Annotated in this window: 27 protein-coding genes; 1 reads left to right on the top strand and 26 read right to left on the bottom strand. The window is 33.7% G+C overall.

Going from position 1 to position 22090, the window contains the following annotated elements:
- Nucleotide 1: 1 nt before the first annotated feature.
- The 26 genes from NAB20_RS06885 to hutH all read right to left on the bottom strand — a co-directional run bounded on the left by NAB20_RS06885 (nt 2) and on the right by hutH (nt 20685).
- Nucleotides 2–1183 (bottom strand): DUF2062 domain-containing protein, encoded by a 1182-nt coding sequence (locus NAB20_RS06885; RefSeq protein ID WP_088390006.1) that lies wholly within the window; start codon nt 1181–1183, stop codon nt 2–4.
- A gap of 1 nt (nt 1184) precedes the next feature.
- A complete protein-coding gene (locus tag NAB20_RS06880) occupies nt 1185–1667 on the bottom strand; it encodes a hypothetical protein (RefSeq protein ID WP_088390007.1) in 483 nt (160 codons plus the stop codon).
- Nucleotides 1668–1743: 76 nt separating this feature from the next.
- Nucleotides 1744–2115: a 3-hydroxyacyl-ACP dehydratase gene (locus NAB20_RS06875; RefSeq protein WP_088390008.1), complete on the bottom strand. Its 372-nt coding sequence runs from the start codon at nt 2113–2115 to the stop codon at nt 1744–1746.
- Between the two features lie 3 nt (nt 2116–2118).
- Entirely contained in the window at nt 2119–2787 is a 669-nt protein-coding gene (locus NAB20_RS06870; RefSeq protein ID WP_088390056.1) for an outer membrane beta-barrel protein, read from the bottom strand.
- A 5-nt stretch (nt 2788–2792) separates the two neighbouring features.
- A complete protein-coding gene (locus NAB20_RS06865; RefSeq protein WP_146105886.1) occupies nt 2793–3401 on the bottom strand; it encodes a hypothetical protein in 609 nt (202 codons plus the stop codon).
- Nucleotides 3391–4014 carry an outer membrane lipoprotein carrier protein LolA gene (locus tag NAB20_RS06860; RefSeq protein ID WP_105195250.1) on the bottom strand — a complete coding sequence of 208 codons (624 nt, stop codon included), beginning with the start codon at nt 4012–4014 and terminating at the stop codon, nt 3391–3393. The genes NAB20_RS06865 and NAB20_RS06860 overlap by 11 nt, the downstream gene beginning before the upstream one ends.
- Nucleotides 4015–4028: 14 nt before the next feature.
- Entirely contained in the window at nt 4029–4724 is a 696-nt protein-coding gene (locus NAB20_RS06855; RefSeq protein ID WP_375605752.1) for a polysaccharide deacetylase family protein, read from the bottom strand.
- 41 nt (nt 4725–4765) lie between these two features.
- Nucleotides 4766–5827: a beta-ketoacyl synthase N-terminal-like domain-containing protein gene (locus NAB20_RS06850; RefSeq protein ID WP_375605751.1), complete on the bottom strand. Its 1062-nt coding sequence runs from the start codon at nt 5825–5827 to the stop codon at nt 4766–4768.
- An 8-nt stretch (nt 5828–5835) separates the two neighbouring features.
- Nucleotides 5836–7029 carry a beta-ketoacyl-[acyl-carrier-protein] synthase family protein gene (locus NAB20_RS06845; RefSeq protein WP_375605750.1) on the bottom strand — a complete coding sequence of 398 codons (1194 nt, stop codon included), beginning with the start codon at nt 7027–7029 and terminating at the stop codon, nt 5836–5838.
- Between the two features lie 112 nt (nt 7030–7141).
- Nucleotides 7142–7399 (bottom strand): phosphopantetheine-binding protein, encoded by a 258-nt coding sequence (locus tag NAB20_RS06840; protein ID WP_088390013.1) that lies wholly within the window; start codon nt 7397–7399, stop codon nt 7142–7144.
- Between the two features lie 3 nt (nt 7400–7402).
- Nucleotides 7403–8017 (bottom strand): 3-oxoacyl-ACP synthase, encoded by a 615-nt coding sequence (locus tag NAB20_RS06835; protein WP_105195253.1) that lies wholly within the window; start codon nt 8015–8017, stop codon nt 7403–7405.
- 2 nt (nt 8018–8019) lie between these two features.
- A complete protein-coding gene (locus NAB20_RS06830; protein WP_375605749.1) occupies nt 8020–9135 on the bottom strand; it encodes a beta-ketoacyl synthase N-terminal-like domain-containing protein in 1116 nt (371 codons plus the stop codon).
- 1 nt (nt 9136) lies between these two features.
- Nucleotides 9137–9586, bottom strand: coding sequence for a thioesterase family protein (locus NAB20_RS06825; protein WP_105195255.1), 450 nt, complete (start codon nt 9584–9586; stop codon nt 9137–9139).
- The gene (locus tag NAB20_RS06820; RefSeq protein ID WP_375605748.1) at nt 9561–10826 is read right to left on the bottom strand and encodes an ABC transporter permease; all 1266 of its coding nucleotides are present in this window, start codon (nt 10824–10826) and stop codon (nt 9561–9563) included. Before NAB20_RS06820 ends, NAB20_RS06825 begins: the two co-directional genes overlap by 26 nt.
- A gap of 7 nt (nt 10827–10833) precedes the next feature.
- A complete protein-coding gene (locus NAB20_RS06815; RefSeq protein ID WP_105195257.1) occupies nt 10834–11589 on the bottom strand; it encodes an ABC transporter ATP-binding protein in 756 nt (251 codons plus the stop codon).
- 3 nt (nt 11590–11592) lie between these two features.
- The gene (locus NAB20_RS06810; RefSeq protein ID WP_375605747.1) at nt 11593–12588 is read right to left on the bottom strand and encodes a BtrH N-terminal domain-containing protein; all 996 of its coding nucleotides are present in this window, start codon (nt 12586–12588) and stop codon (nt 11593–11595) included.
- Nucleotides 12588–12992 (bottom strand): hypothetical protein, encoded by a 405-nt coding sequence (locus tag NAB20_RS06805; RefSeq protein WP_105195259.1) that lies wholly within the window; start codon nt 12990–12992, stop codon nt 12588–12590. The genes NAB20_RS06810 and NAB20_RS06805 overlap by 1 nt, the downstream gene beginning before the upstream one ends.
- A 3-nt stretch (nt 12993–12995) precedes the next feature.
- Complete coding sequence (locus NAB20_RS06800) at nt 12996–13457, bottom strand: ABC transporter permease (RefSeq protein ID WP_375605746.1); 462 nt, start codon at nt 13455–13457, stop codon at nt 12996–12998.
- Nucleotides 13450–13896, bottom strand: coding sequence for a hypothetical protein (locus tag NAB20_RS06795; protein WP_375605745.1), 447 nt, complete (start codon nt 13894–13896; stop codon nt 13450–13452). The genes NAB20_RS06800 and NAB20_RS06795 overlap by 8 nt, the downstream gene beginning before the upstream one ends.
- The gene (locus NAB20_RS06790) at nt 13896–15029 is read right to left on the bottom strand and encodes a beta-ketoacyl-ACP synthase III (protein WP_375605744.1); all 1134 of its coding nucleotides are present in this window, start codon (nt 15027–15029) and stop codon (nt 13896–13898) included. Before NAB20_RS06790 ends, NAB20_RS06795 begins: the two co-directional genes overlap by 1 nt.
- A 4-nt stretch (nt 15030–15033) precedes the next feature.
- The gene (locus NAB20_RS06785; protein ID WP_375605743.1) at nt 15034–15933 is read right to left on the bottom strand and encodes a dialkylrecorsinol condensing enzyme DarA; all 900 of its coding nucleotides are present in this window, start codon (nt 15931–15933) and stop codon (nt 15034–15036) included.
- Nucleotides 15934–15946: 13 nt separating this feature from the next.
- Entirely contained in the window at nt 15947–16825 is an 879-nt protein-coding gene (locus tag NAB20_RS06780; RefSeq protein ID WP_127823612.1) for a lipid A biosynthesis acyltransferase, read from the bottom strand.
- A gap of 6 nt (nt 16826–16831) precedes the next feature.
- Entirely contained in the window at nt 16832–17080 is a 249-nt protein-coding gene (locus NAB20_RS06775) for an acyl carrier protein (RefSeq protein WP_088390026.1), read from the bottom strand.
- 1 nt (nt 17081) lies between these two features.
- On the bottom strand, nt 17082–18305 hold the full coding sequence (locus NAB20_RS06770) for a beta-ketoacyl-[acyl-carrier-protein] synthase family protein (protein ID WP_375605742.1): 1224 nt from the start codon (nt 18303–18305) through the stop codon (nt 17082–17084).
- A 17-nt stretch (nt 18306–18322) separates the two neighbouring features.
- A complete protein-coding gene (gene fabG, locus NAB20_RS06765) occupies nt 18323–19054 on the bottom strand; it encodes a 3-oxoacyl-ACP reductase FabG (protein ID WP_375605741.1) in 732 nt (243 codons plus the stop codon).
- 113 nt (nt 19055–19167) lie between these two features.
- On the bottom strand, nt 19168–20685 hold the full coding sequence (gene hutH, locus NAB20_RS06760; RefSeq protein WP_375605740.1) for a histidine ammonia-lyase: 1518 nt from the start codon (nt 20683–20685) through the stop codon (nt 19168–19170).
- A gap of 113 nt (nt 20686–20798) precedes the next feature.
- On the opposite strand from hutH, the gene NAB20_RS06755 reads away from it, so the two are divergent.
- Complete coding sequence (locus tag NAB20_RS06755) at nt 20799–22055, top strand: NAD(P)/FAD-dependent oxidoreductase (RefSeq protein ID WP_105195267.1); 1257 nt, start codon at nt 20799–20801, stop codon at nt 22053–22055.
- Nucleotides 22056–22090: the final 35 nt, after the last annotated feature.

Here is a 22090-nt window from a genome sequence, read left to right as displayed (position 1 = left end):
TTTACACCCTATTATTTTCCCGATGCGAAAGTACTAAATAACTTCCAACCCCGAAAATAATTGCCATACTGATTGCAAGGATAAAACTCCCCACAAGATATTGAAAAAGATGTTCTTTAATTTGAGAAAAATCGAAAGTATCCGCTAAGGTAAAAGGGGCTTCTTTTTCTACAAATAAACTGCCCACTTTTAGTGAACCATAGACTACTAAAGGAATCATAGGCGGAATACTCACATTGGAAAACGCAAAGGCAAGTGGCTTATTCAATCGCAATAAAACGGCTGTGGTAATAACGATTGCGGTTTGGAAACCCCAAAAAGGGGCAATTCCACAAAAAACACCTAATGCAATCGATTGCGATTTGGTTAAAGCTGAATCCTGAGTAGCAAACAAATCTTCTCTTAGAAATGTTTTAAAATTTTTTTTTTTAAAGTTTCTAAAGAAATTTCGAGGCTTAATGTATAAGAAAAGTAATATTACCAGAACGGTATTTAAAATACTGATGCGGGTAAAATCTTTAAATGGTCTAAAATGTGACACCCTTTCAGCTGGGTCATAAAGCACTTGAATAGGGATATTTTTGACCGCTACGCCATTCCATGCTGTACGTACAATGATTTCGATTTCGAATTCAAATTTATTGGTAAAAAACTTTTTAGGAATCGCATGCAAAGGATATAAACGATAGCCGGATTGTGTATCATTCAACTTAATACCTGTTTCAAACCAAAACCAAAAACTAGAAAAACGATTACCAAAACTACTTTTTTTAGGCACCGAATCATGCTCCATATTTCGGCTACCAATTAACAAAACATCTTCATCCGATTCTTCTAAAGCCTTTACAAAAACTTTCATATCTTCTGGAAAATGTTGCCCATCAGAATCAATAGTGATAGCGTGGTCAAATCCTAATTCCAAAGCTTTCTTAAAACCTACTTGTAAGGCATTTCCTTTCCCTTTATTTACGGGCAAATGTACTTGTATCGTTTTATCAGCATAAGTTGCTAAAATTTCAGGCGTGGTATCTGTAGCACCATCATTAACTACAATTACTTTTGAAGTAATAGCCAAAACACCATCTAATATACGTTTTAAGGTTTTGTGATTATTATAGGTTGGAATAACAACACAGCATTTTACATTATTAATACGTTCAGACCAAGATAAATTAGTAACCATTTTAATTTAGTTTAGACTTTTCAGTGTCTGTAAATACTTTAGATTGGGTTATATAACGCTGTATATACTCTTTTAAAGCTGTATTTTGTTTGTTAAAATTCTGTACTATTATTTTCTTATCTTCTTCAATATTCTCTTTATATTTTAAAAATTTAGGTGTATGTTCTTGAATACTGAGTCTAATTAAACGGATTTCGACATTGTTTCCTTCTTTAGTTATTGCTTGTTCTACTGCCTTTACTCCTAACATGAATTGTTCTTTCCTTTCTTCTTTATTGGTAGCAAAACGTGATTTTAATAAAGTAGCGGCTCCTTTATAAGCGATTAAAAGAGGGCTATCTCCAGTTGTTTTTTGCGTTAATTCATAAAACTTTTCAGTATTATTTTTTGATTTGGAGGCATATTCATATTGGTTACGTAAATCTGAAAAATGCTGAAAAGAAAGCAATACGCTACATAAACAAAGTGCTAAAAAAGTTTTCATAATGTATAATTTAAAAAAACGAATTAATTTAGTTTGCAAAAATACAAACTAAAATTAAGTCGTTTGAAATTATTTTTTAAGCTTTACGATAGGTGTTGGTTAATTTTAAAGCAACCGTATCACCAAATTTGGTCGTATTTTTAACTTTAACATCCGATGCTATATTACCTGACAAATCTAACTCTAGCGTTAATTCGGGATTAGTTTCAGGATTAATTATTGCCATAAACTTAACATTACTTGACGCTGTCATTTGTAAAGATACGCCTAAAATTTCCTGAGTAATTTCCTTAATAATTTGGATCATACAAACTCCTGGGGTCACAGGATTTCCTGGAAAATGCCCCTTAAAGATTTGATGAGCTGGATTTAAAATTACTTTTGCCAGATATTTATTTTCTGCTAACTGATCTAGCTCGTTAACGTTATAAAAATCGTTTAAAAGCATTGATTATTTTATATCAAATTTATAATATGCCCCAAAAGAGAAAAGTGCATTTGAGTGATTTTCTGTTCTTGAATAACTTGAAGTTGTAGTATATGAGTAATGTGTTGTTTGAACAACAGGTACCACCCCTACTTTGAATCTAGCTTCTACACCAAAGTTTTTAGTAATATCATAACCCGCTCCCATAGAAAGGGTTAAATCTACATCATTTTCAACTTTAAAATTTTTACTAGTAATAAAGTCTAATCCTGATCCTACATGTAGGTTAAATTTTCTAAAATTAAACTTATTTATAACTTGTGCTCCAAAGTAAGAAACATTCAGGTCTCCATACTCCATTGTGTTAGTTCTTGAATTATAAACTATTTTCGCACTAGCTCCTTGAGCTGAATAATTAAGCTCTGGTTGTAATGTATAAAGTTTATTAAACTTTAACGCCACTCCAAAACCTAAATAAAAATTAGCTTTTGTTGAAAAAAGATTATCACTTTCACTTTTAATAAATCGTCCTGTATTTGCATCGTAACCATACGAATATTGATAACCTGTATCGCCATTTGTAAAACGCGAAACATTTAATCCTCCACGAACTATAGGATTAAAAGTTACTTGGGCTTGAACTCCGCTTACCCCTGCAATAAATAAAGCTAATGATACAAATACTCTTTTCACATTCTTCATTTTATTATTTGTTTTAAATTTATTTTTATATTAAAGTTATAATGTTCTAAAAAAATTTGATCCGAAAAATCAGCGTTTTTTGTATCAAAAATTATTGCCAATCTTGCTTTTCTTTTTGTGGATTGAACTATTTTTATTAGTTGATTACTGTCCTTTTTAAAGTAAAAATAGTTATGTATTGCATTTTGTTTTGTTTCTAACACTCGTATTTCATCTTTTTCCCTTTCTGTTTTTGCTAGATACTTTTCTTGAACTAATAATTTAAGATCGTTTGCTAATATTTTTAATATGATTTTTTTGTTTAAATCCTCTATTACATAGTTTGTTTTTACTTCTTGTTCTCCGATAGTAAAATCTAATAATTTATTTCCAAAATCAGTAGTCATCACTACTCTGTGGGAATTTTGGTTTATTTTCTTTATTATGAATAAACCACTTAAAGTATTTCCATACGCTTCTATCTGAGCTTTGTATATATAATCTAATTCAGGATTTGCAAAGTATGGATTTAGAATTATTTGTTCTTTATGCTCTAATACTGAATTTTCTAAAGGTTCATATATTTTACAACCTTGCAAAAATACGCCTAATATACTAGTTATCAAAAACCTCGTCGTTAAACTTTGCATTTATTTGTTTACTTTTAAATACTATTTTTGTAAAGTCATCTGATGGTTCTATTAATTTTACTTGAGAAACGCTTGGATCATCTTTTGGAAACGTTAACTCAATTTGTTTGATGTATTTCTTCACTTGATTGGCTTTGGACAACAACTTAACAATGTAATTATCGTTCGTTTTAAAATAAGTAATAGCAAATTCTTTATCATCAAACATATTCCCGCTCACGCTACCAATAATCATCTTATTGATTTTCTCAAAAAGTTTCCCATCTACAGTACTTTTTTTCCCTTGGTCGTTAATAAAAACTTTATTGTTTTTAAAAACGATACTGTATTGATACGGTTTGTTGTATTGCCAGTTTAACAAATTAGGCAATTTGAAATACATTTTCCCTGAACTTTCAATATCTTTTGATAAGAAATCCAAGTGTTTGTATTGTACAAAGTCCGTTTTAATTGTTTTAATATTTTTATTTTCTTTTTCTACTAGGTTCTTAAATTTTGTAATTTCAGAATCTGTCATTTTTTGTTCTTGCGCCCAAAAGGAAACAAAAAACAAACAAGCCAATAGTGTGAGTGTATTTTTTTTTATCATTATATTTTCTATAATTATTTTTTTTCAAATTCCTCTACCGTAATTGTTTTGTATTTATTTTTTCGCAATAATAACAATAATCGTGCCAAAACATTTACCGTTTTTTGAGAAGTGTCGTGCAAAAGCACTATACTACCTTTATCAATTTTATCTACAATTCTATTGTATATTTTTTCTTCTTCTATAACCGTATCCAACGATCGGATATTCCAACCTATAACTTTATAGTTTTTTTCTTTTACTGCTTTAGCAATATGCGGATTTGTTACTCCAAAAGGCGGACGAAAATAACGATTACTTTTCCCCGTTATTTTCTCAAGTAAAGCATCTGTCTGTTCAAATTCATCCAACAACCGTTTTTTACTAAAAAATCCCATTTGATTAGAATGTGAATAGGTATGATTGGCAATTTGATGCCCTTCATCTACAATCCTTTTAGCAATTTCTGGATAAAGAGCTATTTGTTTTCCAATGCAGAAAAAAGTCGCTTTAGCGTCATATTTCGCTAACAAGTCCAATACTAAAGGTGTAAACTCGGTTGGTCCATCGTCAAAAGTTAACGCAATTGCATTTTCATTGGTTTTAAAACTCGAAAAAGCAGGTAAAAAATAATTCAATCTAATATCAAATGCACCCCAAGCGGTAAAACCCGTATGTATCAAAAACAGCAATACATAAGCCCACCACGGCATTTGCCAATATAAAAACAAAGGCAAAAGAAGTAGCGTAATTAAACTTATGTATTTATGTCTTAACATTGCGACAATACAACCAAACTATGGTCTCTTCCTTGATATTGGTTATACAATAACACTTTTTTCAATGCAGTAGGCTTGATAGCATTCCATTGTAAAATTTCAGGAACATTTTGATTTTTCACTACATGCGATGCCACCCATAATCCAAATGCTGATGCTGTGTTATATTCACCAGAAATATGTTTGTAATACAATTGTGCTGTATTAGCGAATAATGAGGTTACTTCATCATAGTACCCATCAAAATTCACATCACCATTATACCCTAAAATTATAGCATCAATTTCCGAACTATCCATTTGTTGTTCTGCTAAAAAAGAAGTTACAAAATCTTGAACTTCCGTTTTATCCAAAACATTTTTCATACTTATAGCCTCCAACTTAGCATAAGTAGTGTCTTTAGCCACATTATCTAAAGCAAAAAAAGTGGCCCCTTCACTAAAAACAACACCCGATGTAGTAGCATTTTTCACTTGAAAAGGTTGCTCGTTTTCTTTTTTGATTACATCTACTAATTTGAACAATTCTAATGTATGTGCAGAAGTTTCATCAACCCCGCCAATTAAAACCGATGATGCCTCACCTGTTTCCACTTGCATTTTACCGTCCAACAAGGCAGTTTCAAAAGAAACCGCTCCATTTACATAGGTAAAATTGTAACTCTTACATTGTAATCCCAATGCAATTTGTCCGGCTACTGTATTGTGAGTCGATTGAATAAAAGAAGTTGGTGTAAGAAATTGCTCTTGGTTATCAATAATTGCTTTCAAGAACTTTTCTGAATCTTCCACACACCCCATTCCTGTCCCCGTAATAATAGCTTCTGGGTAAGTTAATTCCGCCTCCGCTAATGCTTTATTGGAAGCAAAAATTCCCATTTTAACCCCTTTTGCCATACGACGAATCATGGCTGGAGGAATCATTTCTTTATACGAAGGTTGTTGGGCAAAACGCACATTTTGAGTTTCATCAATAGCTATTTCGGAAAGAAAATCACCTTCAAAAGTTTTTTGAGATGAAACCGAACCCACACCGTTTATATAACAAGCTTTCATGTCGTTTTTTAGTTTTTTGAAAAAATCAAGGTTGAACAATTTCCTCCAAATCCAAATGAATTAGACAATACATAGTCTATTTCTTTATCTTGAACCTCTGTCTGTGGGATTAAATCAAACTCTTGCATTGGTGTTTTGAAATTTAAATTCGGGAACACTTTTCCGTTTTGCATAGCCAAAACACTGTAGACTGCTTCAATAGCAGCTGCTGCAGCTAAAGTATGTCCTGTAAATCCCTTAGTTGAACTAAACTCAGGAATCGCATAACCTTCGAAAGCACGAATAATCGCTCTTCCTTCCGATAAATCGTTATTTGGTGTAGCTGTTCCATGCGCATTGATATAATCAATCGCATCAGGCGTTATATCCGCCATTTTAAAAGCTTTTTGCATCGCCAAGAAAGCGCCTTCTCCATTTTCAGAAGATGCCGTTTGATGGTAAGCATCATTCGCATTTCCAAAACCTTTTAAATAAGCTAATACTTTTTTTCCCTCTTGAGCTACAAGCTTATCAGACTCTAACACGATAAAAGCGGCTGCTTCCCCAAGATTCAACCCTTTACGATTGTCATCAAAAGGCGTATTAAATGTGTCTGAAAGTATCATTAAGGTTTTAAAACCGTTGATTGTAAACTTAGACATCGCATCTGTACCGCCCACAATCACTCTGTCCAACTGTCCAGAAGCAATCATTCTTGCACCTAACATTATAGCATTTGCAGCAGAAGAACAGGCTGTACTCACCGTTGACACAAACCCTTTTAATCCAATATAGTCGGCAATCTTGTGTGATGAATCACCTGCATCATGCGCCCTAATATATTTTTGAATTTCTGGATTTTCGAAATATTCATAATAATAACGTTCCGTCATATCCATTCCTCCAACACTAGTAGCCGAAATCAAACCTGTGCGATACGCGTTTATATCTTTAATTTGAGCATCTTCTACAGCTTTTTGAGCTGCATAAGCACCTAATAAAGCGGTACGTGAAAAGTTATTAGATTCAGGTAAACCTAACAAGTTAACCAATTCTTGGTTACTCATTTTAATTTCCCCTACTTTAATAACATCTTTATGAGTCGTCTCAAAATTTTCAATTTCGGAAACTCCCATTTGTTTATTAATTAATGACTCATAATTTTCTGCTACAGTTTTACCTATCGCAGAAATAATCCCCATACCTGTTATAGCAATTTTCATCTAGATGAAAGTTTATATTAGTATTCCTTGTGGTAGCACTTAAAAAAGGCTGTTTCAAAAACCAGTTTAAAAACAGCCTTTTTTTATTGGTTCATTTTTTTAGAATTGCCTTTTATTTTGTTCTATTTTTAGCAATAAAGTCAGCCATTGTTTCAACTGAAGCGAAGATCGTTTTACCTTCTTTAGGATCTGTTAATTTGATACCGTATTCTTTATCTAATAAAACAATTAATTCTAAAGCGTCGATTGAATCCAATCCTAAACCATCTCCAAAAAGAGCATCAGTATCTTGGATATCTTCTACAGTTACATCTTCCAAATTTAATACTTCGATAATCTTCGCTTTTAGTTCTTGTTTTAATGCTTCCATAACTTAATTAAAAATTTGATTTATATTCTCAATATGGTGTGCTACACCTATTTTTTGTTTATCTACTAAATACACTACTGCTTTGTAGTTATCTTGAAACAACTCGACCCAGCCACATAAAACTTTATCAGCTTTATCGGTTTTGAGTAATTGTTCTGTATATGTGTGCATAAAAGGTGCATTATACGCATCGAACACAAAGAATGCGTTTTCTGAGTTTAATTTATGCTTAATACTTACTTCACCAATACAGATATTTGCCAAGGTATACACAAAAACGGCAGGGCTTGGAAAATAATTTTCTTTATCCGCAATTGAATCTTGATGTTTTACATCGGTATCCAAACTTGCTGATTGGTTGGCAAATATAACCGCTATATTATTTTCTTCCTCGTTTTTTACGGCATCTTTCAACACCATCTCAGAGGCTAAAAAAGCAAGTTTACTCAAATTATCCATTTTGAAAAATTTAGGATAACTTACTTCAAACTGTTTGTAAATACGTTTTGAAAAATCAGCAAATGATTCCTCTTCGCACGCCATTACTTTTTGACCATCCATATACAAACCTTCATTACTGAGGGTGCAAACTTTTTGTATGTTGTATTTTGCTTCCAAAATTACTGTATTTTTTTAAAAACTACTGCCGTATTACATCCACCAAAACCAGAAGCTGTTTTTAATAGTGTATTAATTTCTACTTTATCGGCATGTGTAACCACTCGAATGGGTTGACTAACGCCACATGTTTCATAACCTTTAGATACTATCAATTGGTTTTGTCTGGCACTTTCTAAAACCATCACCGTTTCTAATAAACCCGAAGCCCCTAATGTATGACCGTAATATCCTTTCATACTGTTTACTGGTTTATCCTGCAATCCCAAACGATTAAAAGCTATAGCTTCCATTTCATCATTATAAGGCGTAGCCGTTCCATGTGCTGAAATGGTATCGATATGATTTGCCTCTACTCCTGCCTCTTTCAGAGCCGATTGAATACTTCTGTACAAACCTTCTCCTGTTCTTGAAGGACCTGAAATATGATTGGCATCATTTACAGCACCTTCACCCAATATTTCAAAATCATTTGATTTAATTTCCTCTTCAAAAGAAGTTACATAAACAGCTGCAACGGCTTCACCTAAAGTAACCCCTGTTCGATTAGCATCATAAGGTTTACAAGGTGCATCGCTCATAGCTTGAAAAGAATTAAATCCAGAAAGCACGAATTCTGTTACTTCATCGCCAGCAATTACATAAGCATTATCATACAAATCACCTTGAATTAAACGTTTTGCAACCGAAACTGCTAAAATTCCAGAAACACAAGCATTTGATACCACAATAGGCTCAGCAGTAAATCCAAAATGATGCGCTACTTTTTTTGCCAACGTTGCTAATTGTGCTTGCTCTATAGTTGCTGATTTATTTTCTAATTGAATAATATCGCCTTTGGTAGTTGAAAAAATAAATGCCGTACGTTCATTAATTTTTGAGGTATCAATAATTGGCTCTAAAACTTGAACCAATAATTTTTCCATTTTTGACCAACCCTCGGCATTAGATAAAATCATATCATTAGGTATAATAGAAGCATAAAAATCTTCTAACATTCCCATACGACTATGTTTTGCAATACCTGATGCACCTTCTTGAATCGCATTCCAGTTTTGACTTACTGAATTGCCAAGTGGTGTAATACAATTGGATTTTGTAATATAACAGCGTTTCATCTTATTCAATTAATCCACATTTACGTTTCCATGCCTCAAAAAAAGGTGGAAGACTTAACGATAAATCCCCATTGCTATCTAAAAAAACTTGTACAGTTTCACCCGTACAGACTACTTGATTATCATTATCAAATATTTTGTATCTAAAAATCATTTTAGCAGCGGGAGTATCTACAAAAGTAGTTTCAATTCTAGCTACATCGCCATAACGTAAAGACAATTTATGCTCACAAGACGATTTTACTATTGGTGTTGTATACCCATTAGCTTGAACATCGAGATATGAAATCCCATGTTGACGTCCAAAGGCTTCTCTACCATCTTCAAAATAGGTAATATAATAGCCATGCCATACGATACCCAAAGGGTCCGTTTCATTAAATCGAACACGAATATCGTGCGCTACCATTAATTCTGGTATTTCTTTACACAGCTCTTTTCTTTTTATCATAGGTAATTGCAATCGTGATAGTTAAAACAAAAAATAGCACCAATAAAATCAAGTTGGGCAAAATTGTGACAATACCCGCATTACGTAATAAAACATCGTAAAAGGCATTTAATCCCCAATTCATTGGTGAAATATGTGCTATATACTGCATGATTTTGGGCATAGCAAAAACAGGAACCCAAACACCACCCACAGCAGCCAATATAACCACCGAAGTTGCTCCAAAAGGGGCAGATTGTTCTTGTGTTGTAGCCACTGTTCCTAGAAGAATTCCAAAACCAATAGCTGCTAGTCCTGCTCCTATAGCCACTAAATTCATTAAAAGGAATCGTCCGCTTATATCTAATTGAGGTAATCCTAAATAAGGAAAGACATACAATCCTACTAACATCATTAACCAAAACTGGATAATACATATTAATAAGTAAGTAATGGTTTTCCCTAAGATAACGGTACTGTAAGAAACAGGATTTGTTATTAAACGGATAAATGTTCCTTGGCTCTTTTCTTTCACAATATTAATAGACAAAGGCACAACGATAAAAAAGATGGCAAACAAAGTCCACGCGGGTACATTATGCTGTACCGAATTTGGTATTAATTCTTTATTATCAATTTTTGGAACAATTTCTTTATAATTTATAAAACTTTTTTGTTCAAAAAGTTCTCCATCTGTTTCTCCCATTTGCTCTTGAAAAGAAGTGTAAATGGTTTTATTTTCAATGGTAGCTACCATTTTATCGATAGCGTTTTTGATACCATTTTTAAAACTTAATTGAGATGCTGGGTCAAAATATAATTTGATTTCCTTTGAAGCAATAGTTTGGGCTGAAGGTGTACTTTCTTCTGCTGCTACACCAAAGCTACTCATGATTTTTTCAACATTCTGATTTACTTTGGCTTGTAAATCGGTACTTAATTTTTCTGGAACTACTATGGCTAATTGGTATTTACCCGAAAAAACTAAATCTTTAGCAACATTTTCAGTTAATTTTTTACCATTAGAAGTCGTAATTACTTCTAAAGAACCGCTTTTATTCAGATTTTCAATAATAGTTTTAGAAATATCCCCATTGTCTTGGTCTACTAATAAAACAGGAATTTTTGCATCGGATACGGATTTAAATGCGCCATCTTGAATTAAAGTTATCGTGATGATTAGTACCAAAGGCATTACAAATAGAATGACTAAACCACCAAAATCACGTTTAAGCAATAATACTTCTTTATATATGGACATCCAAAGTTTATGCATTGTCTCTTAATTCTTTTCCAGTTAAAGCAATAAAAACATCTTCCAAATTATGTGCATTCGGCGTGTTTTGAATCAATTCTGTAGGAGTTCCTTCGGCAAAAATAGTACCTCTATCAATAATAGCTATTTTGTTGCAAAAATCCTGTGCTTCTGTTAAATGATGCGAGGTATAAACTATAGTAGTCCCTTGTGCATTTAACTCTTTCAAAAAGTCAATTATTACATTTTTTGATTGTACATCAACACCTACAGTGGGTTCATCTAAAAACAAGACTTTAGGATTATGCAAAATTCCTGCAATCAGGTTCACTCTACGTTTCATTCCTCCTGAAAAAGTTTCAACAGGTTTATGAGCAAACTTTAACAAACCTAAATAATCTAATAATTCATCTACTTTGGTGCGTAATTCTTTCCCTTTCAAACCTAACATACTACCAAAATACAACAGATTTTCACGAGCTGTCAAGGTAGGATATAAAGCATACTCTTGAGGTACTACTCCTATACGTTGCTTAATTAAATTAGCATCTGTAGCATAGGTTAAACCATCGATACTAAAAGTCCCTGAGGTAGGTTTGACTAAACCACAAAGCATAGAAATTAAAGTAGTTTTTCCAGCTCCATTAGGACCTAACAATCCGAAGATATCATTTTGGGCTATAGCTAAATTCAAATCGTTTACTGAAAAGAAATCAGCTCCTTTATATTGCTTATAAAGCTTGGTAATATGTATAATATGATTATCCATGAATTACACTGCTTTTTTTAGTTTTTTGAAAAAATGCTCTTCCAATTGTGCTAACTGTTCTAGCTCTGTAGCCAAAGTATTATACACATCATTTTGGTTACTTCTGTTTTTGTACACACGAGCCGCCATAACAGCAAAGTCTCTCCAGCGGTCTCCAATTTCAGTCATTTCTTTAGACAATTCTAACAATGACTCATTTTTTAATATCACAGAAGCTTCTTGCAAGAAAGCCGCATATATAAAACGGAAACCACCACCACCCGTTCCTATCTCTTCTTGCATACGCACCATTTGAGCTAAATAATGGTTCGCTACTTTTACGCCACGTTTTGATGGCCAAATGCGAATATGTTTCGCTAAACGTCTCATTCCCGCAACACCAATTAAAGGTAGCGGCGCTAACATATCTTTACAGGTATTCTTTATGCCTTTTACAATTGCTTTTTCTAATTGCAATTGACTAGGAATATTCACTGGAAAATACATGTGCCCTTTTGGAGCTAAAGCTCCTTTAGCAAAACGTACTTTTTCTAATTCCTTTTCGGTCAAAGTTGTTACGGTTTGCATTACAGGGTCACTGATTAAATAAGTTCCATTTTCTTTTCCATATACCACAAGATTATGGGCGTTGAAATGAAAACGGTATTCATCAGGGAAATAAGTAAGATTATAAACACCAACCTGAAGTCCTGTAGGCATATTATTTTTTAAATTAGCATCTAAAGCTAGTTGTGCTTTTTCAGCAGATGCAAAACGTTGTCTCTTTACTGTAATTCCTAAACGTTTTGCTGCTTTATTGAAAATACTTCCAGGCATTGGGCGGTAGCTGATAGCGGGCGCGTGATTCACCTTCAATAAAGGAAAATAGAAGAAAAACAAACCTGAACCAATACCGAAAACCATAGGTTCACTTAAATTGATTCCGTTAAACTTTAATAAGTTTGATGCTACACCGTTTTCACAATGTGCAGACTGATGGTGTGTAAAATTAATCTCCATTATATCCCTCTAAAATTTTTCAATTCATCTATCGTTATTTCAAATGCATCGGCATAACGCTGTAATTGTTTTTCCGTCAGTTTTTTAAAAACGTTTGGTTTTCCATGCCGCTTTACACGCCAAGTCCACATAGAAACATAACCTGCTAAGGTTACCCAATCCATTTTGTGAACTTCCATAAAATATACAATAGGGCTTACTAAACCATTTTTAACTTGTTCATTAGCCCATTGCACACGCTCTTTTATATCTTGCATAGAATGCTCCAATGCAATCGTTTTAGGTTCCCAACCACTGCTTAAAGCGGTAGTATATTGACCATCTTTATCAACTGCATAACAAAGCTCTTTCATATTATTTTTGGAAAGATTACTTTGGTCTTGAGGCACTTCTTCTTTTTTCATTTTTTAATTCGTTTCTTGAATAAACAAATTCAATTCTGCTTCTAACACTAATTTATCCGCTATAAATGTTTTGCACTCCATAGTACAAATACAATAATTATCGCTATCAAAACGTGATTTCAATACGGATTCTGTAATTATAGTTTCACCCACTTTAGGCAATCCAAAAAGTGACACTTTTTTAATTCCACTAATGAAACCGATTACTTTAACATCTTCTTTAATTTGCTGATTTTCGTCTACAAAAAAAGTTTGCCCTACAATAGATGAACAGGTTTGCGCTGCATTTTCAACCATACCTGCTTCTGCAAAAAAACCATCCGCAACAAAAATATTGTCTACTTTTATCTCAAAGATCGTTTTAACAGTCGTTTCGGATAAATTCAAAATATAGTCCACCATAAGCATAGGTGCTCGATGAGGCAAAAAATTTTGAATTTCAATAAGTTCTTCTGTATTATTCATTTGCTCCAGCAATTACCGTTTTCATTTTTCCTGTAGCAATAATTTCTCCTTCAATAGTAGCGGTCATTTCAACCAGCGTCACGCCCATAAATTCCTGCAAAATAGCAACTTGCGTTGTAATAAATTCACCTAGTTTAGGCAATCTATTGATTTGAATACCATTAATAGAACCTATGTATCCTGTAGGAGCTGGTTCATTTTTCAAATAGTATTGGTATCCGGTATAAATAGCAACGGATTGTGCCATGTGTTCAATCAAGCCTGATTCTTGAAATATACCTTCTGAAGTAAAAATATTTTCAGCAACCACAGTTAATCCTGCTACTACGCTTCCTTCTTCAAACGACACTAATGTATCGACCATGACAAAAGGGAACTTTTGTGGAATTAATTGTTCCACGAAAGCTTTATCTACTATTGGAAATACTTGTTGTGTCATTAGCAAACTGTTAAATAAGCATATGAATATGAAAACCTACCACTTTCAGGCACCGACAATAATATTTTGTCACCTTTTTTCAAACGGTCTGAATTCATTAATTCTTCTAACATTAAATAGATGGATGCTGAACCTACATTTCCAACTTTACTCAAATTCATAAACCAATTTTCCATTGGTACCCCTACACCTACTTTTTCTAATTCTGCAGCCAGACCTTTCACAAAATAGTGAGAAGATACATGTGGCAAGAAATAATCAATTTCTGTAGCACTTACTTTATTTTTATCAAGAGCATTTTTCATACTCTCAGCACCTTTAATCAAGATTTGCGCGTCTAATAATTTCACATCTTGTTTGATTGAAAAAACGGACTGTTTCAACCATTCATTGGCAGGATAATCACTCCAAGGCTTAATCGAGCCATCTTCTCTTTTATCGCCACCAGCATACATACAAGCCTCCAATTCATGAGCATACGAATAGGATTCCATCCACTCTACCTTCAACGAACGATCGCCTCTTGGTTGATTTTCTAAAAGAAATGCACCTGCTCCATCAGACAACATCCAACGTAAGAAATCTTTTTTGAAAGCAATGATAGGTTGCTCTTCTAAAGATTTTAAGTTTACAACTTCATTCTCAAAACGGTCAGCTAACATCCAAGTTGATACACGTTCAGAGCCTGTTGCAATTGCATTAGCTGTATTTCCTGATTTTACAGACATATAGGCAAACTTCATTGCAATCATGCCAGCATTACATACACCTGATGAAGAATTCAATTCAACAGGTTTGTTTTGTAACAATCCATGTACCATTGCTGCATGCGATGGTAATAAATGGTCAGGGGTAGAAGTACCACAAGACAACAATTCGATATTTTGCGCATCAAAATCCGCATCAAACAACGATTCGATCGCTTTTTTAGTTAGGTCCGCATTGGAATGTGTTGGCACACCTTTATTATCAATTGCATAATAACGTGAAGTAATGCCGTTATTACGCAAAATAATGCGTCTTGCTTTAGAGGTTTTATTGTCAATTAATCCCAAATAAGATTCCATCTCCTCATTGGCAATGGAACTATTTGGTAAAAATTTTCCAGAACGAGTAATGTAAACGTCAAACATATATTTATACTCCTTGATAATAGGCTTTTAGTTTTTTAATTTTATTATTGATAAATGGGCGTTTTAAAAGATATATTAAATACACCAAAGGTGAAATACACCAAATTGCAACAAACAGATAATAGTTAAACACCTTTAACCAAAAAGGTCTTGATTTCGTTTTCTTGATGATAAGATTAGCCCAAATCTTAAACATTTTATTTGCTTTTGTATCCATTTCGATTAAAAATGGACGTACTCCTACAGCATTATGTGCTATCAATTCTTTCTGGAGCGGTATACTTTTATCTTTTAGATAATTTATAATCACCTTTCCAAATTTTGTAGCTTCCTTTATTTCTGATTCTGATACACCTGGTTTTGGAAAAATACCCAAATATTTTTCTTTCTTCCCTGTGAACATCCACTGAACAATTGTAATTACACTAATGTGGTTGATATTTCGATCTACGAGTACAATATTCCCTGTAAGTTTTGCTCCCAATTCCTGTAATTGCTTTTTCACTTTTTCTTGTGCTAATGCCCACATATTTCTAGCACCGATTACGGTAACCACTTCGGTATCTTTAAAAAGTTGTTTTGCTATGGCACTCTTCAAAAAAGAATTCATTGGAATGGAAGGACTCAAATACCAAACTTGATAACCTAAAATTATCAAATCATATTTTTGATGTAGCACTTCGTTTTGAGGGTCTTTTAATTCGGAAGGAATTTGCAAAAAAGACTCTGGAAAAGCATCAAAAAATGCAGCTTTATCCCATGGAAAAGGGAAACTCTTGTCAATAGAAATAGTATAATAACTTACCTCAATATCACTTTCACCTACAAGTGGTGCAGCTATATTTTGGGTAATTTGAGTTAACTGACCGGATTGACTAAATTGTACTACTAAAACTTTTTTCATTTGTTTTTTTTAACTACTGCAGTTTTTTCCAGAAATCGAAATAATTAAACCATTGCAAAGGGTATTTTTCTAAAATACTTTCTACACTTTGCGTATAGGCTTTTAATAACCCTTTTTCATCTCTACGTTTCACATCCGCCACGCGCGCATACAAATGATAATGTAAATTGGCTTCTTTCATCACATATACAAAAACAACGGGGGCTTGTAAACGTGAGGCAATTAAAAAAGGACCTGCAGGGAAAAGTGCTTTTTCACCTAATAATGCTTCTTCAAAACATTTATTCCCTTCAAAATAGCGGTCACCTGTAAAACAAATCAATTCGTTATTAAACAAAGCTTGATTAATTTCAAAAATATGAGATAAATCTTCGCGAACGATAATAAACTTAATAGATGGTTTTTTGGTTACTGTTTCCAAATATTGTTTGATTACAGAATGTTCCAAATCGGTCGTGACCAAGTTGATTTGACAATCGAAATCAATTTCACCAAAAAAATGCTCAGCGATTTCAAAATTACCCACGTGGGCACTAATTAATACACCACCTTTTTTTTCTGCTAATAATTTTTTAAGATTTTCGATACCGTCAAACTCGTAGGTAAACTTATTTCTTAATCCAGCTGAAATGGCTGTTTTATCAATGAGCGTTTGCCCAAAAACGAAATAACTAACATAGATATTAAAAAATGCTTTTAGTCGGTTTTGCTTTTGACGCTGGTGCAAATAATAAAATATGGCTCTATTAGTCTTAAACTGTGTTAGAAAATAATAAAAAGCTACGAAAACGAGAACGCTGTATGCCATTCTGATTCCTAGCTTTTTAATACAAAAAACAAAAATTTTGTATCCTAATAGAGTGCCTTTGGATTTACCATCCCATTGACTCATTGTACTTTATTTTTGTGCTATTTTTGTTTCAATTAAATTGTAAAAATCTTGGAAAGTTACGATGCCTGCAAAATCAGCTTCCACTAATTTCACACCAAAACTTGATTCAATCGAAACTACTAAATCTACATAATCTAAACTATCTAATCCTAAAGTTTCTTTTAGATTAGCATCGGCTGTAATGGCATCCCCATCTACTTCAAATTCATCTACAAGAATTTCATTAATTTTTTCTAAAATAACTGCTGCTTCCATTTTACTCTTTAAATTTCTTAACTATTACGGCAGAATTTGTTCCACCAAACCCAAAAGAATTTGACAAATATAGGTCAAATTTTTGATTAACTGTTTCTTTGACGATATTTAACTTAGCGGAATCCTCATCTGGTTCATCAAAATTAATATTCGGTGCGATAAAATCATTTTGCATCATTAGGGTTGAATATATTAATTCACTTGCCCCTGCCATCCAGCATTCGTGCCCTGTCATCGATTTTGTAGAACTCACATAAGGCTTACTTCCAAACACTTCATAAATAGCTTTTGCTTCATTTGCATCACCTAGAGGTGTAGAAGTAGCATGTGCATTAATGTAAGTAATTTCGTCAGGTGAAACTCCAGCTTGTTCTAATGCTCTGCGCATGGCTGTTGAAGGTCCATCTACATTAGGCGTTGAAATATGTCCTCCATTAGATGAAAAGCCGTAACCTATTACTTCTGCAATAATAGGAGCGCCACGTTTTACAGCTGACTCATAACTTTCCAAAATTAAGGTTGCTCCACCTCCGCTAGGCACAAGTCCATCGCGATTTTTATCAAAAGGTCGAGACGCTTTAGTTGGGTCATTTTCTCTAGGCGAGAAAACACCTAATCCGTCAAAGCTAGCCATCCCGTATTTATTTATTTCTTGAGCCCCACCACATATAATAATGTCTTGTAACCCACTTTTTATCAAATGAAAACCTAGACCCACTGAGTGCGAACCGCTAGCGCAAGCAGCACTAATTGTCATATTCACCCCTCTTAACCTGAAAATGGTAGAAAGATTCATGGTTACTGTTGAATTCATCGACTTAAAAATAGCTCCTGAACCAATCAAGGCTGTATCTTTTTTATCACGAACAATATCAGTGGCTTCAATTACGGCTTTAGAAACACTATCGTTACCATAAAGAATACCTACTTCATTGTCATCAAAAAAAGCATCATCAATTTTAGCTTGTTTCAAAGCTTCGATAGTAGCCATATACGCGTACTCCGTTTCTTGCCCAATACTAATGCGCTGACGTCTGTTTAGAAGTGCTTTCAATTCTGGATTAGGCACCATACCTGTTAATGCAGATTGGAAACCAAATTCTTTTCTTTCCTCATCAAAAACAATTCCCGATTTACCTTGATATAAAGATTCCTTAACCTCTTCCAAAGAAGTTCCTAAACAAGAATAAATCCCCATACCAGTAATCACTACTCTTCTTTCCATCTTTTTACAAGTACTTTTTATGAATAAATTCCACCATTTATATTTACCACTTCACCCGTGATATACCCAGCATTTTTAGAAGTTAAAAAGCTTACCAATGCTGCGACTTCCTCAGCCTCACCAAAACGATTCGCAGGAATCATTTTTACCAATTCTTTTTCATCTAAATCACCTGTCATATCGGTACGAATAAAACCAGGCGCTACGGCATTTACCGTAATATTTCGTTTCGCTACTTCTTGTGCTAATGCTTTAGTAGCAGCAACTACAGCTCCTTTAGCTGCTGAATAATTTGTTTGCCCAGGTGTTCCTTTTACCCCAGATACAGAAACCATATTAACGATACGTCCATATTTGTTTCGCAACATTTTTTGAATAAAGAAATTAGTTACATTATAAAAACCATTTAAACTGGTATTAATCACATTGCTCCAATCCTCTGGAGTCATCCACATAAACAATCCATCACGAGTAATACCCGCATTATTTACGATTACTTCAACAATTGCATTCGGATTAGCCTCTTGCCATTGTGTTAACACCGAAGTAACTTCAGCGTGGTTCCCTACATTGAATTTTATAATTTCGCCTGTAGCTCCTAAGGCTTCTACTTCTTGTAAAGTTGCTAAAGCTGCTTCTTGGTTGCCTTGATAATTAATTAAAATATGATAGTTCTTTTCTGATGCTAATTTTTTACAAATCGCACTTCCAATGCCTCTTGATCCTCCCGTAATTAATGCACACTTCATGCCTTTTTATTTAAAAAATATCCTTATTATATGGTTTTAGTTAAATATATTAACTTTTTATTATTTTAGAAAAATGACTTTATCCAATCGTTAATTTTATGCGAGTCTTCCTTTTATTGCATTAAATAATCTTTCACTTGCTGCACATAAGGATACATTACCATATCATCTTTAAAAGTAGGCACTATAGCACGTACCTCATCATAAAACTTACGTGTTTCAGTAGAAATCTGCCCTGCATATCCTAAAGCATCTATTGCTTGAACAATAGTAATCATTTCGATTGCTAAAACCTCAAAAGCATTTTCAATCACTTTTCCAGTCATAACAGCTGCATTTGTTCCCATAGAAACGATGTCTTGGTTATCGTTATTATTGGGAATACTATGTACATACATAGGGTTTGATAACGTTTGAGATTCAGCAGTAGTTGAAACCGCTGTAAACTGAACCCCTTGCATTCCAAAGTTGAAACCCAAAGTACCAAGATTAACAAATGGTGGCAACAATTCGTTAATTTTTGAATTCAACAAATAATTCAATTGTCTTTCTGCCAACATAGTCATTTTAGCAACCACAATTTTCAACTTATCCATTTCCAATGAAATATAATCGCCATGGAAATTACCTCCGTGATATACATGTTTGTTTTTCACATCGATAATCGGATTATCGTTTGCTGAATTTATTTCATCTTCTAACACTTTCGCTGTGTTGTTGATGGTATCTAAAACGGGACCTAAAATTTGAGGCACGCAACGCAATGAATAATACTCTTGAACTTTTTCTTTGAAAACTTCCTCAGTATTTTCACCGCTATACAAATGCTCATCACGTTTACGTACTAAGGTACTATCACTTAAATGCTCGCGCATCATTTTAGCGATTTCTTGTTGTCCGAAGTGGTGCTTTGTATTATTCAATTCGGCTGATAGATGGTCGTCATACGCTTGAACGATTTCATTAATCGCACTTGATATTCTTACCGACCAATCCAACGCTTTTTGTGCATTATACACATTAACGATACCGATTCCTGTCATCACAGAAGTTCCGTTCATCAATGCCAAGCCTTCACGTAACTCAACTTTAATAGGCTGCAAGCCTTCTATTTCTAAAACCTCTTTAGTCGCTCTTCTTTCTCCTTTATAAAAAACTTCACCTTCACCAATCAATGTAAGTGCTAAATGAGCTAATTGTACTAAATCACCGCTTGCTCCTACTCCACCGTGTTCAAAAATTAGAGGTGTAATATCCTTATTAATAAATTCTTTCATCAAGGCAATTACAGAGGGATGCACCCCTGAATTCCCTAGAGAAAGCGTATTCAATCTAGCCAAAATAGCAGACTTTACATTTACAGGACTTAAAGGCTTACCCGTACCTGAAGCGTGACTTCTAATTAAGTTATATTGTAATTGTAAACGGTCTTCATCCTTTATGCGGTATTGCGCCATGGGTCCGAAACCTGTATTTACTCCGTATATAACTTTATTTCCTGAAAATTCTTTTAAGAAATCAAAACTCTCTTCTACTCTATTTAAAACTTCGTTACTAATTTCTACTTTTTGTTTTTTAAACACTATAGAAATAAATTCTTCTAGTTTTAAATATTCGTGTATCACTGCCATTTCAATATTTTTATATGATTGATTGAATATCTTTTTTTATTTGATATTATGTCTTTACTTTTGAAGCCACAAAGTTAATATATTCTGAAAAAGAAAAAAGGAAAAAGAAAAACATGAAACAAGAATTTGTTGATGTATTGGTAATTGGAGCAGGCCCTTCTGGCTGTGTATCGGCATCATATTTGCATAACAATGGTACTCGTGTAAAAGTGGTTGAAAAAACAAAGTTTCCAAGACTGGTCGTAGGCGAAAGTTTAATTCCTAGAGTAATGGATCATTTTTACGAAGCGGGGTTATTTCCTGCTTTAGACGCTATGAATTTTGAAAAAAAATTAGGGGCTCGTTTTATTAGGGGAGAAGAAATTTGTGTTTTTGATTTTAGTATCAAACATGGCGAAGGATGGGATTGGACATGGCAAGTACCTCGTGCTGATTTTGATAATACGTTAGCTCAAGAAGTTATTAAAAAAGGAATTGATTTAGAATTTGAGACGGAAGTTTTAGCTGTAAAATTTAATGGTTCCGACTCGATTACGACTGTTAAAGATAAGAATGGGGAAATGAAGGAAATTCATGCGAAATTTATCATTGATTCTAGTGGTTATGGGCGCGTGCTTCCTCGTTTACTAGATTTGGATACGCCTTCTAAATTAGACCCACATTCCTCTATTTTTACCCATGTAAAAGATGTTAATAGACCAGAAGGAGTAGAAGGTACCATGATCTCTTTCGACATTTTAGAAACTGAAGTATGGCTATGGGTTATTCCGTTTTCAAATGGAAATACCAGCTTAGGTGTTGTAGGCCCTACCTCTTTTATTAATGCACTTTCTGAAAATAACGATACTGCTGAAGCATTGAAAAATGCCATTCAAAAATCAGACTATTACATCAAACGTTTTGGTGGTGTGGATTTCTTGTTTGAACCCGTTAAATTAGAAAATTATTCGCGTTCTGTAAAAAGTATGTATGGCAAAGGTTTTGCTTTAACAGGAAATAGCTCTGAATTCTTAGACCCTGTTTTCTCGTCTGGTGTTGCTTTTGCTACAGAATCGGGCATGCTATCTGCTAAATTGGTTCATCGTCAGTTAAACGGTGAAAAAATTGATTGGGAAGTAGAATTTACGCAATATATGCGTTCAGGAATTGGGGTGTTTACAACGTATGTTAAGGAGTGGTATACAGGTAATTTACAAACTTTGTTTTTCCACCAACCTGAAAATCCAGAAGTTAAGAAGAAAATCTGTGCTGTTTTAGCTGGGTATGTTTGGGATGAAACCAATCCTTTTGTTAAAAAACACGATAGTGTGATTAAAAATATGGCGCATTTATTAAAAATGGAGCAAGAGCAAAAAGAAACCCAAGTTTAAAACTTGGGTTTCTTTTTTGAAACAAATTTAAATTT

The sequence above is a fragment of the Flavobacterium davisii genome (genome assembly GCF_042182265.1).
GTDB classification, from domain to species: Bacteria; Bacteroidota; Bacteroidia; order Flavobacteriales; family Flavobacteriaceae; genus Flavobacterium; species Flavobacterium davisii.
This window is presented reverse-complemented; position numbering and strand designations above follow the sequence as displayed.

Excerpts from the sequence above, each read along its gene's own strand:
- NAB20_RS06810 (WP_375605747.1), bottom strand. The coding sequence starts at position 12,588 with ATGGAGATTAATTTTACACACCATCAGTCTGCACATTGTGAAAACGGT.
- NAB20_RS06840 (WP_088390013.1), bottom strand. The coding sequence starts at position 7,399 with ATGGAAGCATTAAAACAAGAACTAAAAGCGAAGATTATCGAAGTATTA.
- NAB20_RS06885 (WP_088390006.1), bottom strand. The coding sequence starts at position 1,183 with ATGGTTACTAATTTATCTTGGTCTGAACGTATTAATAATGTAAAATGC.
- NAB20_RS06795 (WP_375605745.1), bottom strand. The coding sequence starts at position 13,896 with ATGACACAACAAGTATTTCCAATAGTAGATAAAGCTTTCGTGGAACAA.
- NAB20_RS06830 (WP_375605749.1), bottom strand. The coding sequence starts at position 9,135 with ATGAAACGCTGTTATATTACAAAATCCAATTGTATTACACCACTTGGC.
- hutH (WP_375605740.1), bottom strand. The coding sequence starts at position 20,685 with ATGGCAGTGATACACGAATATTTAAAACTAGAAGAATTTATTTCTATA.
- NAB20_RS06800 (WP_375605746.1), bottom strand. The coding sequence starts at position 13,457 with ATGAATAATACAGAAGAACTTATTGAAATTCAAAATTTTTTGCCTCAT.
- NAB20_RS06880 (WP_088390007.1), bottom strand. The coding sequence starts at position 1,667 with ATGAAAACTTTTTTAGCACTTTGTTTATGTAGCGTATTGCTTTCTTTT.
- NAB20_RS06820 (WP_375605748.1), bottom strand. The coding sequence starts at position 10,826 with ATGTCCATATATAAAGAAGTATTATTGCTTAAACGTGATTTTGGTGGT.
- NAB20_RS06860 (WP_105195250.1), bottom strand. The coding sequence starts at position 4,014 with ATGATAAAAAAAAATACACTCACACTATTGGCTTGTTTGTTTTTTGTT.
- NAB20_RS06775 (WP_088390026.1), bottom strand. The coding sequence starts at position 17,080 with ATGGAAGCAGCAGTTATTTTAGAAAAAATTAATGAAATTCTTGTAGAT.
- NAB20_RS06845 (WP_375605750.1), bottom strand. The coding sequence starts at position 7,029 with ATGAAAATTGCTATAACAGGTATGGGGATTATTTCTGCGATAGGTAAA.
- fabG (WP_375605741.1), bottom strand. The coding sequence starts at position 19,054 with ATGAAGTGTGCATTAATTACGGGAGGATCAAGAGGCATTGGAAGTGCG.
- NAB20_RS06875 (WP_088390008.1), bottom strand. The coding sequence starts at position 2,115 with ATGCTTTTAAACGATTTTTATAACGTTAACGAGCTAGATCAGTTAGCA.
- NAB20_RS06755 (WP_105195267.1), top strand. The coding sequence starts at position 20,799 with ATGAAACAAGAATTTGTTGATGTATTGGTAATTGGAGCAGGCCCTTCT.
- NAB20_RS06815 (WP_105195257.1), bottom strand. The coding sequence starts at position 11,589 with ATGGATAATCATATTATACATATTACCAAGCTTTATAAGCAATATAAA.
- NAB20_RS06780 (WP_127823612.1), bottom strand. The coding sequence starts at position 16,825 with ATGAGTCAATGGGATGGTAAATCCAAAGGCACTCTATTAGGATACAAA.
- NAB20_RS06770 (WP_375605742.1), bottom strand. The coding sequence starts at position 18,305 with ATGGAAAGAAGAGTAGTGATTACTGGTATGGGGATTTATTCTTGTTTA.
- NAB20_RS06805 (WP_105195259.1), bottom strand. The coding sequence starts at position 12,992 with ATGAAAAAAGAAGAAGTGCCTCAAGACCAAAGTAATCTTTCCAAAAAT.
- NAB20_RS06790 (WP_375605744.1), bottom strand. The coding sequence starts at position 15,029 with ATGTTTGACGTTTACATTACTCGTTCTGGAAAATTTTTACCAAATAGT.
- NAB20_RS06785 (WP_375605743.1), bottom strand. The coding sequence starts at position 15,933 with ATGAAAAAAGTTTTAGTAGTACAATTTAGTCAATCCGGTCAGTTAACT.
- NAB20_RS06825 (WP_105195255.1), bottom strand. The coding sequence starts at position 9,586 with ATGATAAAAAGAAAAGAGCTGTGTAAAGAAATACCAGAATTAATGGTA.
- NAB20_RS06850 (WP_375605751.1), bottom strand. The coding sequence starts at position 5,827 with ATGAAAGCTTGTTATATAAACGGTGTGGGTTCGGTTTCATCTCAAAAA.